Origin of the sequence: Pseudomonas sp. BSw22131, assembly GCF_026810445.1 — a bacterium.
Classification (GTDB): Bacteria; Pseudomonadota; Gammaproteobacteria; order Pseudomonadales; family Pseudomonadaceae; genus Aquipseudomonas; species Aquipseudomonas huanghezhanensis.
Genome location: NZ_CP113949.1, coordinates 5,570,153 through 5,583,010 on the forward strand (window position 1 = coordinate 5,570,153; position 12,858 = coordinate 5,583,010).

General features: G+C 55.6%; 11 protein-coding genes and 1 pseudogene. 4 read left to right on the plus strand and 8 right to left on the minus strand.

Annotated features, from left to right (window positions below; genetic code table 11):
- Positions 1-34: 34 nt before the first annotated feature.
- From OYW20_RS25180 to OYW20_RS25215, 8 genes and pseudogenes are all read right to left on the minus strand, one after another.
- Entirely contained in the window at positions 35-1,189 is a 1,155-nt protein-coding gene (locus OYW20_RS25180) for an AAA family ATPase (RefSeq protein WP_268798569.1), read from the minus strand.
- A 1-nt stretch (position 1,190) separates the two neighbouring features.
- Entirely contained in the window at positions 1,191-2,411 is a 1,221-nt protein-coding gene (locus OYW20_RS25185) for a restriction endonuclease subunit S (protein WP_268798570.1), read from the minus strand.
- Positions 2,408-3,967 carry a type I restriction-modification system subunit M gene (locus OYW20_RS25190; protein ID WP_268798571.1) on the minus strand — a complete coding sequence of 520 codons (1,560 nt, stop codon included), beginning with the start codon at positions 3,965-3,967 and terminating at the stop codon, positions 2,408-2,410. The genes OYW20_RS25185 and OYW20_RS25190 overlap by 4 nt, the downstream gene beginning before the upstream one ends.
- A 69-nt stretch (positions 3,968-4,036) precedes the next feature.
- Positions 4,037-5,029 carry a restriction endonuclease gene (locus tag OYW20_RS25195; protein WP_268801233.1) on the minus strand — a complete coding sequence of 331 codons (993 nt, stop codon included), beginning with the start codon at positions 5,027-5,029 and terminating at the stop codon, positions 4,037-4,039.
- A gap of 26 nt (positions 5,030-5,055) precedes the next feature.
- The gene (locus OYW20_RS25200) at positions 5,056-5,412 is read right to left on the minus strand and encodes an HVO_A0114 family putative DNA-binding protein (protein ID WP_268798572.1); all 357 of its coding nucleotides are present in this window, start codon (positions 5,410-5,412) and stop codon (positions 5,056-5,058) included.
- A 387-nt stretch (positions 5,413-5,799) separates the two neighbouring features.
- Positions 5,800-6,189 (minus strand): DUF6911 family protein, encoded by a 390-nt coding sequence (locus OYW20_RS25205; RefSeq protein ID WP_268798573.1) that lies wholly within the window; start codon positions 6,187-6,189, stop codon positions 5,800-5,802.
- Positions 6,190-6,191: 2 nt separating this feature from the next.
- The gene (locus OYW20_RS25210; RefSeq protein ID WP_268801254.1) at positions 6,192-6,431 is read right to left on the minus strand and encodes a cytidine deaminase-like fold-containing protein; all 240 of its coding nucleotides are present in this window, start codon (positions 6,429-6,431) and stop codon (positions 6,192-6,194) included.
- 17 nt (positions 6,432-6,448) lie between these two features.
- Positions 6,449-6,640: pseudogene (locus OYW20_RS25215) on the minus strand (DcrB-related protein); the annotation flags it as partial.
- A gap of 526 nt (positions 6,641-7,166) precedes the next feature.
- On the opposite strand from OYW20_RS25215, the gene OYW20_RS25220 reads away from it, so the two are divergent.
- From OYW20_RS25220 to OYW20_RS25235, 4 genes are all read left to right on the plus strand, one after another.
- Positions 7,167-8,861 (plus strand): molecular chaperone HscC, encoded by a 1,695-nt coding sequence (locus tag OYW20_RS25220; protein WP_268798574.1) that lies wholly within the window; start codon positions 7,167-7,169, stop codon positions 8,859-8,861.
- Between the two features lie 5 nt (positions 8,862-8,866).
- Positions 8,867-10,546 carry a J domain-containing protein gene (locus OYW20_RS25225; RefSeq protein WP_268798575.1) on the plus strand — a complete coding sequence of 560 codons (1,680 nt, stop codon included), beginning with the start codon at positions 8,867-8,869 and terminating at the stop codon, positions 10,544-10,546.
- 201 nt (positions 10,547-10,747) lie between these two features.
- Positions 10,748-11,443, plus strand: coding sequence for a sulfotransferase family 2 domain-containing protein (locus tag OYW20_RS25230; protein ID WP_268798576.1), 696 nt, complete (start codon positions 10,748-10,750; stop codon positions 11,441-11,443).
- 229 nt (positions 11,444-11,672) lie between these two features.
- Positions 11,673-12,803: a mechanosensitive ion channel family protein gene (locus OYW20_RS25235; RefSeq protein WP_268801234.1), complete on the plus strand. Its 1,131-nt coding sequence runs from the start codon at positions 11,673-11,675 to the stop codon at positions 12,801-12,803.
- Positions 12,804-12,858: the final 55 nt, after the last annotated feature.

The window sequence follows — 12,858 nt, forward strand, 5'->3', positions numbered from 1 at the left end:
CTCCAACGTCACGACAACAGATCTCGTCACCCGATCAGGCGCCCGGCGCCTCTTCCTGTTGCCAATAGCCGTAGTTGGCCACCAGGTGATCCAGCAGGAATTTGACCGTCTGCTTTTCCTGCAGGGTTGGCTCGGTGACGCTCTCGTTGGATAGAGTGCTGTGACTGGTGAATTGAATAATGCGGTTCAGGTAGGCCAGCTTGTCGTCAGGCAAAAGTTCTGACCACTGCGGGTACCCCAGAAAACTGGCGGTTTTCTCGTAGAGATTGCGCAGCAGGGTGAAGTGATAGCGTTGTACCTGGTCAGAAGCAATCGCTTGGTCAAGGACTTGCCGCAGATGGAGGTGATAAGAAAAGCTCTTGTTAGAATCGCCATACTTGACGCTCAGATCAAAGGTGCCGTTTTCAAGACGATTCAGCAAATAGCAGCCCTCTTTCTTGCCACTTTTTTTGAGGTCAAGCTCATTGTGCAGCACGTTGTAGAAAAGCGGACTGTGGGTGGTGATGACGAACTTCAGATCGGCAGGACTGGCCTTTATCAGCCCTGATAGATTGACCGCCAATTCGATGAGATGGTTTTCATCCAGCGAACTCACCGGGTCATCAATGAATACATATTCCAACTGATCGAACTCCCGCGTTTCGCGGTCTTCCTGCTCTGGCACATTGCGTGTGCTAATGACCTGATCAAGTAGCGTATAAAAGATGCTCCAGATGAAATTGCTCTCTTCGCCCTTGGAAATCTTGAGGTTTCCGGAGGTTTCGTCATTCCCCCGCTCAAGCGAAAAAGTGACCTCTGAAAAATCCTCGCTGAAATGCGGGGTCAGCTTGTCACTAGTGTAGTGCTGGAAATAGCGGACGATGTTGCCGTCCTGTCCCAGGTCCCGGAGTATAGCGAGCAGCCAGTCCGTGAATGAGTTGGGCTGGATCCGTAATCTGGGCTGCGTATCCAGCGCCAAGTCGTTATCCCAATAGAACAAGTCTTCGGTAAAGGCGTTGAAGTATAGAATTTTGCTGCGCGACAACTCTGGTGGATCAGCCGCCTCCTCACCCTCACCCTTAGGTGCGACCAGCTGTTTGAACTCGCGCGACAGTCGCGTCTTACCCGTGCCGTTGAAGGCGTAGATCAGTTGCACCTTCTTGTTGGCGTCTTTCAGCTGCCGGGCGATCTCGATCAGCGTCTTGCTCATATCACGCCTCCACCTGCTCGGGCTCGGGGAAGCTCAGCAGTAAGTCGCGGCAGTACTCATATTGCTTCCGACGCAGCTCAATCTCGCGTGGCAAGTCTTCGCTGATGGAGTTGGTCAGGGCGTAAAATTTACCGAGGATGGCGACGATACGAGCTTGTTCTTCGAGTGATGGAAAAGGCAGTTTCAACTGCTCAAAAGTTCCAAGATTAATATTGCTCTGTGCGCTACTTCTCTCCTTCCCTTTTCTCTCCAGCTTGGCTTTAGTTACCTGAAGGATAAACTCAACATATACAGAGCTAGTTTTACTAGGATCAGCAACAAAGCCAATGACACTGTCAGGGAAACAAGCATCAAATCCTAGTATGGACGTTTCGGCTATGTTAGCTGCAATTGTGATACACAGCGTCCCCTTGGGCCACAACTTGCTTTGTTTTAAGCCAAGCTCACTATAGGTTTGACCGTAACTTGTGATAATCCGCGCCGCACCTCTGATATCACCCGTTTGTATAAACGGTATATTACCCCCATACAGTCTTTGGTCATTTCTCGGACGGTGCCTAGATTTACCCCGCCCAAAATCAAGTGACATCTCGGGCAAAGTCTTCCACTCCACTTCCCTGCCGTCAAAACTCAACAACTGCTCGAGATAGTAGTTGTATTGTTTTTTACGGGCGGTGAGCTCGGCGCTGAGCTCGGCGGTGAGCTCGGAGGTAAGCTCGGTGAGCGTGTCCAATATGCGAACGATTTCGGCCTGTATTTCCAGCGATTTCTTGGGATTGCCTGGGCAGAGGATGGGAATCTGAATCTTGACCATCTCCCCTTTTGTCAATTTCGACCTATCTTTGTTTGGCAAGTAAGGAGTAAAATCGACAGCACACAAATAGTGGTAGAGAAACTTAGTATTCAATACTTGCTTGCCACGCACAACATGCACGTGATTATTTGCCCAGAACTTCCCACTCGTATATTGCACAGAGTAATTTTCAAGGCTTGCTGAGCCGTCCTCTGCAATCAGCACGTACTCGCCGTCATGGGTATATCCATCCACATAGTCCTGGATATTATTTGCGCCGTAGTATGGAACCTCCCCAGATACACGTAACGAAGCCTTTACCGGCCTCCTTGCAGCGTTCGCTACCTCTAGAAAGCGCTCATCACCCAATGCCGTCCACTCTACGGCAACGCCATCCAGCAGCTTGCCTATGAAGTTCGCGCCGCTCATGCCTCCAGCTCCTCGCCCTCAATCTCCGCGACAATGGCATCAATGTCCTTGCGCAGTTGGTCGATGCGGGCGACGGTGGTTTTCAGGTCGACATTGAGTAGGGAAATATCCACCACTTCGCGACTGTCTTTCGCTTCCACATAGCTGCTGACCGAGAGGTTGTAGTCATTGGCCGTAATCCTTTCAAAGGGTACCGACTTGGCAAAGTGATCGACATTCTCCTTGCTATCGAACACTCGCATGATCCGCTCGATATGCGTGTCTTCCAGCAGGTTGTTGTTGGTGCCCTTCTTGAACAGCGCGCTGGCGTCAATGAACTGGGTGGTGGTGTCCAGCTTGTGCTTGGACAGCACCAGGATGTTAACGGCGATGGTCGTACCAAAGAAGAGGTTGGGCGCCAACGAGATCACCGTTTCCACATAGTTGTTATCCACTAGGTATTGGCGAATCTTCTGCTCAGCGCCACTGCGGTAGAAGATGCCGGGAAAGCAGACGATGGCCGCACGGCCCTTGGCCGAGAGGTAGCTCAGCGCATGCAGCACGAAGGCGAAGTCCGCCTTGGACTTAGGCGCTAGCACGCCGGCCGGGGCAAAACGGTCGTCATTGATCAGCGTCGGGTCGTCGCTGCCGATCCATTTCACCGAGTACGGCGGGTTGGAGACAATTGCATCGAAGGGCTTGTCATCACCAAAGTGCGGGACACGCAGCGTGTCGCCGAGCTGGATGTTGAACTTGTCATAGTTGATGTTGTGCAGAAACATGTTCATCCGCGCCAGGTTGTAGGTGGTGTGATTCACCTCTTGGCCGAAGAACCCATCCTCGATTACATGGGCGTCGAAATGCTTTTTCGCCTGCAGCAGTAGCGAGCCGGAGCCGCACGCCGGGTCGTAGATCTTGTTGACGCTGGTCTGCTTGTGCATCGCCAACTGGGCGATCAACTTGGACACATGCTGCGGGGTAAAGAATTCGCCGCCGGATTTGCCGGCATTGGCTGCGTAATTGGAGATGAGGTACTCGTAGGCGTCGCCGAACAAGTCGATATGACTGGCATCGAAGCTGCCAAACTCCAGCTTACTCACTCCCTTGAGCACATCCGCTAAGCGTTTGTTCTTGTCGGCGACGGTATTGCCTAGTCGGTTGCTAGTGGTGTCGAAGTCAGCGAACAGGCCTTTGATGTCCTGCTCGGAGGCGTAACCACTGGCGGAACTCTCGATAGCGGCAAAGATGCGTGCCAAATCAGTGTTCAGACTATCGTTGGCGTTAGCCTTGGCGGCGACGTTACTAAACAACTGGCTGGGCGCGATGAAATAGCCCTTGGTCTTTATTGCGTCGTCCTTGGCGGCGGTAATCAGCGGATTGTCATCTTCCATGGCAGCATAATCGACCGAGCTATCACCACCGCTGATGTAGTCAACGAAGTTCTCGCTGATGAAGCGATAGAACAAGGTGCCGAGCACGTATTGCTTGAAATCCCAGCCGTCGACTGCGCCACGCACGTCATTGGCGATGGCCCAGATTTGACGTTGTAGGGCGTTACGTTGTTGGGCACTGGTCATACGGTTTTCCTAGTTCAAAGGACCTGGCTCAAATAGGAGTACGCGCCAGAAGAAATTATGTGTATAGGGTCAAGCGGGCCAATACAGCCGCCTCAACGGAACGACTCGTTTGGTCTCGGCGTCGGTGGCGTCGTAGTGTTCGATCAGTGCGCGGACCACATGGTCCAGCGTCCACATCGCCACCGGTATGGAGGCGCGGTCGGCTTCGTATTGAGCGTCCTTGGTGAAACCGCCAGTACTGACGTACAGCCCGCGATCATCCTTGTGGCGGCCACCAAGAAAGCTGCGTACTTCTTGGCTGCCCATCTGCCCCTTTCGGTGCTTGACCTCCACCACGATCCGCGGATGCTCGAAACCAAAACCGTCGGGCGAGGCTACGATGTCTTTGCCACGGTCTGAGCCAGGTGGAGAGACTTGGGTCTTGTAGCCCATGGCGCGCAGGATGCCAGCGACCAGTTGCTGCATGTCGTCCCAGTCCAGTTCATTGACCCGATCCTTGATACGCTCCAGTGCCTGCGATCCAATATCGGCGAGTGGATCGGCGATGACTTCTTCGGTTTCATCTTCCACTGCTGGCGCCGGTTTACCCTTCAGCGCGGCCAGCACTTCCGCTGCAGCGTTGGACGGCACCTCGAACAGGGTCAGGGTCGAACCCAGGCTGTTTTTGGTGCTGGTGCCCAAATTGTCGCGCGGCAGGTCCTGCTCTTGCCATTGCACCTTGCGCACCAGCGGCATGCCTTGCTCGCCCCACTCGGGATGGTGCTCGGCCGGGCCGGTGACCTTGCCGATTGAATACAGTCGATTAGCGGGCGAATAGGTTAAGACCCAATCGCCATCCTGTATGTCATTGACGAACCGCCAGACTTGAGATGCGCCCGAGATAACCGTCCCTTGTTTTGCCTGGGGTTCGATGGACTGGTACAGAGCGATCAACTGTTTACGTCCGACTCCAGGCTTGGCATGTGCCGCCAGTTGATTCCAGCCCACGGCTGCAACGCCGCGCTCCCGAAAAGCATCGTACAGGCTGCCACCTTCGCCGCGTACCATCCACATCCTGGCCATCGTGTTCCCTCTCATGTTCATGCCCATCAATCCAATACGACCAAGAACTCGATAGCCAGTACGGTCGGTTGGACGTCCCGGACATTGCGCTGCAACGAGACCAGACCGTAATCCGCCATTAGACGCAAGGTGCGTGACAGATTCGGGACCTTGCGGCCGCTGAGTTCAGCCAGCTCTGTTAGTGACTTCGGATTCTTCTCATGGATTAAGCGCAGCAAACGACGGTTATCGTCTGAAAGCACAGCAGCAAGCGACGCCAACGAACTGAACCAAATCTGCGGCATCTCGCTCCCCGGTCGATGATGGTCTGCGCCATCTGGTCGATGAATACCAACGATGCACCGCTTCATGTTCAGTCCCGAGATGTAATTCCGGTCGAGCATATCAGTATCTGATAATCATCGTCGATTTCAGGTATCACACCTGTCCTTGCTACTGCATTACAGTGACGACCTTCAAATGCCACAAATTTGCCACACTCGCCCCGCTAACCGGGGCGAAAACCCGCTAACCTCAGCTAACACAACTCGTTGATTTTCTAGCTAATCCCCGCTAACGTATTGATTCTAAACGTCGACTTTTAGGACTCCGAAGGCAGGGGTCATGGGTTCGAATCCCGTCTGGTGCACCATATTTTGAGTTCAGGTCGCCCAGCGCGTTCTGAGTGAACCTGATTCAAGAGAAGCCCGCTGATGTGCGGGCTTTTTTGTGAGCGCTTGCTTTGTACACGGTGCTCACCGTTGGCGGACTGAGCAGCTCGGAGGGAAATCTCAATACAACAACTTGCGCGAGACATAGCCGGTTTCAAAGAACTCTTTGAACATCATCACAACCAGATCGAAGTCGTCGGTGAGTTGGCGAGCACTCCAGTTGTCACCCAAGATATCCACCGTATCGGCGGCAGCAGTGACGTTCTCGTATGACCTGACATCAGTACCGTCCTCAGTGGCTTCAAGGAGGGTTAGCAGATACTTTCCGCGTTCAGCTTGCACACTGACTTGCATTGGGCCTGGATCAGGGCCATCCATGATATGAAGACTCAGCGCTCCGGCACGATCGTGAAGCATGACCAAGTGCTGCATTACGTCATCCCAACCTTGAACACGCTGAGTACCGCCGCTCCAAACTTCATCGCGCAGAATAGACCAAGATAATTCCATCTTCACTTGCTCACCGTTACGAGCTTCGGCATTCCTTTATCCCAGTAGAGTGTGCTGTCCAAAGCTCTTTGATAAATAGTTATTGATTCCAGCCCTGCAGCCTTCGCCATTGAGCGCACATTGGAAAGGCAGTAATCACAGACTTTCCGCCCCTCCACAGTCATCGTCATATGCTTCCCTTGTGTCATTCCGACTTCATAAGCCTGCTGGATAACGCCAATCTCAGCATGTGCCTGGGCCATGTTCCAGTTCGGGTATCTCTTTCGGCGCTGCGCAGCTGTGCGGCGACGTAATCGATGAACGTCGCGTCGCCCTGACTCGGGTCGCGACTGATGATCAAACTGGCTTCCTTCGCGCCAGCGGCCGCTGGTAGTTTGAAAATATTGAGGGTTTGGTTTTGCCAGGAATCTGGAACTTCCAGATCTGCTTCATGAAGGCGATAGTGATTCATCCTGCCGAGCTCTTCTGTCAATACAGCCTGAATAGCGGAACATCACGAATGAAACCAATTCATCGCGATAACAGTTAGTGACAACCTTTAAGTTTTTAAATTGTTAATCGAATACTCTCAGCGTTCAATCGCTGACGAGCAAATAGTTATATTTACAACAATACTTTTAATCGCTCACACCCCGACAGTCGCAGACCGACATCGTTTAGAAATTCATCTAAAAGAGTCGAAACGCTTCACATGGCACCTAAATCACACGGAGCTGCTAGATATAAAAATGCATAAATCTAAACCTCAGCCTTTAACCAGATCTAACTTCCACTATTAATATCGGATTATTCCTACAGCGATGCGCTTATATACCTACACACCCAACCCACAAAACTTCACCCACCCCGATTAAACCGTACTTCCCTCTGCCCCATCCCACCGCTAAAGCCCACCCAATCCCCGCCGATAACCTCTCTTTCGGACATACGTCCTATAAACACAGCAGCACAGCGACCTCGCAAGGAGCATGTCTCGCATGATCGTCGGTATAGATCTGGGTACTACCAACAGTCTCGTTGCCGTATGGCGCGAAGGCGCTACGCATCTGGTCAGCAACGCGTTGGGGGAGACGCTGACCCCCAGCGTTGTCGGTATCGATGACCAAGGGCAGGTGTTGGTGGGCAAGGCGGCTCGCGAGCGTTTGCAGACGCATCCCGGCACCACGACGGCGTTGTTCAAACGCTACATGGGCAGCGCGCAGGAAGTGCGGCTTGGCTCGCGGACTTATCGCCCTGAAGAGCTTTCTGCGTTGGTGCTCAAGAGCCTGAAAGCGGATGTCGAGCGGGCGTATGGCGAACCGGTGACCGAAGCGGTGATCAGTGTGCCGGCGTACTTCAGCGATGCGCAGCGCAAGGCCACGCGTATTGCGGGGGAGCTGGCCGGGCTCAAAGTCGAGAAGCTGATCAACGAACCCACCGCCGCCGCCCTTGCCTACGGCTTGCATCAGAAGGAAGGCGAAACGTCGTTTCTGGTGTTTGACCTGGGCGGCGGCACGTTCGATGTGTCGATTCTCGAACTGTTCGACGGTGTGATGGAAGTACGCGCCAGCGCCGGGGATAACTTCCTTGGCGGCGAGGACTTCGACCAGATGCTGCTCGACCATTTCGTGGCGCTGCACAAAGGTGTTGCGGGCTTTCCCTCGGTGTCGAGCGTCAAACAGGCGCTGAGGCGTGAGGCCGAGCGCGTGCGCAAGGCGCTGGGACAGGATCCGACTGCCGAGTTCGTCTTGCGCAACGCCGACGGAGAATGGCGCAAGACCATCACGCAGGACCAGTTGATCGATCTGTACGCGCCGCTGCTGGACCGTCTGCGCGGCCCGATTGAGCGGGCGCTGCGTGATGCGCGCATCCGCGTTGCCGACCTCGACGAAATTCTGCTGGTGGGCGGCACCACGCGCATGCCGCTGATTCGCAAACTCGCGGCGAGCCTGTTCGGGCGCTTCCCGTCTATCAGCCTCAACCCCGATGAAGTGGTCGCTCAGGGCGCCGCGATTCAGGCCGCACTCAAGGCCCGCGATGCGGCGCTGGACGAGGTGGTGCTGACCGACGTTTGCCCTTACACGCTAGGCATCGAAACCTCGAAGCGCGTCGGCAACGGTTTCGAGCACGGGCACTATTTGCCGATCATCGAGCGCAACAGCGTGGTGCCCGTGAGCCGGGTCAAGACCGTTTACACGTTGCAGGACGGCCAGCGCGTTGTGCAGCTGAAAATTTTTCAGGGAGAGAGTCGCATGGTGCGCGACAACATCGCACTGGGCGAACTGGAGATTGCGGTGCCAGCGCGCAGTGCTGGCGAGGTCGAGCTGGATGTGCGTTTCACCTACGACAACAACGGCATTCTTGAAACCGATGTGCGCATCCCGCTCACCGGAGAAGCGCACACGCTGGTGATTGAAAACAATCCTGGCGTGCTCAGCCCTGAAGAAATCCAGGAGCGTTTGAAAGCGCTGGAATCGCTGAAAATCCATCCCCGCGAGCAGCAAGTGAATACTCACCTGACTGCGAGACTGGAGCGTCTTTATCAGGAGTATCTGGGCGAGGCGCGAGAATTGGTCGGGGCGTGGGCCAGCCAGTTCCAGCGGGTGCTGGAGACACAGGATGACCGGCAGATCAGCGAGGTGCGCAAGCAGTTGACGGAGCAAGTGGACCGCTTCGAACGCGGGCAGTGGTGAGCAGCATGAGCCCTTGGACACTGCTTGAACTCGACGAAGACGCTGACGAGCGCAGCATCAAGCGCCAGTACGCGAAACGGTTGAAAGTGACGCGCCCGGATGATGATCCCGGAGCGTTTCAGGCCTTGCGTGAAGCCTATGAACAGGCGCTGCGCTGCGCGCGCATGCGGGCTGATGAGCAGGAATACGAACGTGCCGATGAGAGCGAGTCCGGCGAATCGGAGGCATTCAAACCTGCGCCCGAAGCGTTGGCTGATTTCGTCGTCAAACCAGCACCCGATGCAGAGGGTCTGGCGCGCGAGGCAGGCAATGAACTCGCCAGACTCACTGACACCCACAACCTGCAAACCCAGCACGAACTGGCGATGGCGCAGGGATGTGATCCTCAGTTTCAACAGCGTCTGCTGGAGCGCTGCCTTCGCGACGACAGCAGTAACGCAAGCCTGCTGAACGCCGCGATCGCGCACCTGCGCTGGCTGACGCCTTGGCAAACCCTGCGCATGAGCGCCGAACATGAACACACCCTGACCCATCGTTTGCTGGAGTTAGAGCGGACACAACTGGAGTGGGATCTGGCAAATGGTGAAGAACGCCATTTCCTCAGTGATCTGCAAGCGCTCAGCCGCCAACCCTGGCTGGCCTCACTGGAGCGCCGTCAACAGTTGCAGAGTTGGCTGGTGGTGGTGCTGCACAACAACCCTGACTGGACCGCAGCGCTGTTTGACCGGATCTGCACGTTGTTCAGCTGGGATGACCGCAAAGGTATCTATCCCGAGCCGGAATTCATCTGGCGCGGGCTGATTGCACGCTGCGAGGAAAATGCCTACGCAGAGCATCTGCAACGGTTGGTCGACGGGAACGCCGACACCGTTGAAGCAAAAGCCGCCGTGCTGGTGCTCGCCCCCCCGAGCAAAGTGAAGCGTCTGCGCCTGGCGCGCTCGTGCGGCAACGATGTATGGATCGGCTGCGAAACCCTGTGCAATCAGCTCAAACATCGTCATCCGGACATCCTCGAGAGCTTCCCTGAGGCGGACCTGGAAGGCTGGCGGTCGCTGCAGGTTCCGCCGTTCAATCCGGACAGGTGGATGTGGATCGGTTGGTGCCTGTTTACGGCGTTCTACGTACTCCCGTCTCAAGCGGCAGAAGGCAAGCTCGATGTGCTTGGTGCCGCCGTGCTGATGCTCATTTATCCACTGGTGATGGTGCTGGTGTGCAACCTGTTCATGAGAGCCTGGCGCCCAGTCTCTTTAGCCATTGAAAGGGCAGACGAATGGCTGAGCGATCTGATCCTGCCTGAGTGGATTCATTGGCCGGGGTCTCAAGCCTTGGCCATGCGCCACGGCGTGCCGTTGATACTGACCGGCTGGATCACGGCGCATGTCGGGCTGGGCGCTTTTGCGTGCTACTCGCTGTTGATGCTGGCCTGGATATTCTTGTCGCCGTATCGTCACCCGCAGGTTTACGCGCCGGCACGCCAGGCTATCAAGGCCTTCATCGAGCCTCGCAGGGGTCAGATATTCACAGGCTTTGTGGTGGTGTCGATCCTGGTGGTGCTGGGGTTCTTCATGCCCGCGCACACGCCCATACTGGCCTCTATCGTTCGTGAGTCGCCGACGTTGAGTGATGCCTTACCGGATAAATCGCCCGAGGCACCGTCTGAACAACACCCTGTTAAACAGCAATAGTATTAGTTGCCGCCCAGCTCAACTCAGCGCTGGACGGCTAACTATATTCAGGCGCACAAGTAACGTCTCAAAAAACTTACAATTAATACATTCAAACTAACAGCCAATCCCCAGCGTAAAGTATTTGCAAAGTTCCACCTGCCCCGTTATTACTCGCTGTAGCCTTGACACTGATCCGCACAACGCTACAGGCCCACGCCCATGAACCATTTACTGTGGAAGTTGTTTCCCAAGAATCACCGCGAGCTGTTATTGGAGCGGTTATCGGTTGTCGACCGCCAGGTGGTGAACAAGACGCTGTCGCGCAAGCCCAGGTTCCCCAAGGCCTTCGACCATTTTGAATGTATTTTCATACACGTATCCAAGTGCGCTGGCAGCAGTGTCGCCACGTCGATTTTCGGCGACTACCCGACCGGGCATCTTCCGTTGTACTGGTATGAAAAGCAGTTCAAAGAGCGATATGAAGAATATTTTAAATTTGCCTTTGTACGCGACCCGTTACACCGTGCATTGTCCGCTTATCACTACTTGCTGGAGAAGCCGCAGCCGCGTGACAGAGCGGCTTACGAGTTGGTCAGCCGTTATTCAAACTTCGATACGTTCATCGATGGCGGGTTGCACGCGGACAATATTTCCAGACAGATACATTTCGCGCCGCAACACCACTTTCTACAAAACTCCATGGGTCAGATTGCGGTTGATTTCATCGGCCGCCAGGAGCATCTGGAAGTCGACTTCAACGCACTGTGTGAAGTGCTGGAAGTAAACGTGCCGCTCAAGCACCTCAATCGCTCCTCTGCTGCATGTGCTGGGACAGCGTCTTCCTGCTCGACGGCGTCGCGCAAACGTATTCGTGAGGTCTACGCCTGTGACCATGAGTTGTTCGCGTATGACTGAGCGCAGCGTAGACACTCGCCCGTTGATCATCGCGCCGGCGCTGAGCGTGGATCAGGCTCAGCGCCAGGCCATCAAGCAGCAGCGAGACTGCTATGCCGTTGACCAGATCGCTCAGCCGCTGATGCCCAAAGACGTCTACGCTGGGGTTTGCAGCGCGGCCGGGGAACGATTGCGCCGTTTGCAGGCTCACACCCTTGTCTTTAAACCGTCTTCCTCGCGAGCATCCCTTATGGAACATTTTATCCCGGACGCCTGGCTGGACGTTTTGCCTTTGCCCTGGCTTAACACGCTAGTCGCGGCCGCCATTGCAGTGTGTGTCTCGTTGCTGATTCGCTGGATTGCGCTGGCGCTGCTCAGGCGTGTCTCGACGTCATTCATCTTCGCTCAGCAGCTGATTCTTCGTGGCGAGTCGCCCACGCTTTGGTTGATCCCGTTATTGGCGCTGCAAACCGTGTGGACCTCAGCGCCCGACGATTTAATGATGATCAACACCGTCCGCCATCTGAACGGCATGCTGGTCGTGGGTTGCTTTACCTGGCTGGCGTTGCGTTGCGTCAAGGCCGTTGGCGAGGCCGTAGCGATCCGCAACCCGCTGGACATCGAAGACAACCTGCAAGCGCGGCGCATCCAGACCCAGGTCCGGGTGCTGGTGCGCTGCCTGAATGTGCTGGTGATTCTGTTTGGCACCGGTCTGATCCTGATGAGTTTTCCGCCGGTCCGGCAGATTGGCACCAGCTTGCTGGCCTCGGCGGGGCTTGCGGGACTGGCAGCAGGTTTCGCGGCAAAGCCGGTACTGGGCAACCTGATCGCAGGCTTGCAGATCGCGATTTCACAACCGATCCGGCTGGACGATGTGGTGATCGTCGAGGGCGAGTGGGGCCGTATCGAGGAGATCAGCGGGACGTACGTGGTCGTGAAGATCTGGGACGAGCGGCGGATGGTGATACCGCTGCAATACTTCATCGAGAAGCCATTCCAGAACTGGACCCGCAGCACGTCCAGCCTGATTGGCTCGGTGTTTTTGTGGGTAGATTACGCGTTGCCGCTCGAGGAGCTGCGCGAAGAAACCGAGCGAATCTGCAAAGAGATCCCGCACCTGTGGGACGGCCGCGTGTGCGTGCTGCAGGTGACCGACACCACCGACAAGGCGATGCAGTTGCGTGTGCTGTTGAGCTCGGCGGACTCCTCGCGCAGTTGGGACGCTCGCTGCCACATGCGCGAGCGGCTGATCAGCTACATCGCCAAGCAGTACCCGCAATGCCTGCCGATACTGCGTGCCGAAATGTCTTCACGAACGGTTCAGCCTGAACGTGACGGCAATGAACCTCCGACAGAGATTCCCCGTCAACCCCCTGTCTGAAAGCAGGCGGCGAACAAAGTCGCCGCCTCGCCCCTACAGACGCATCAGGCACCAT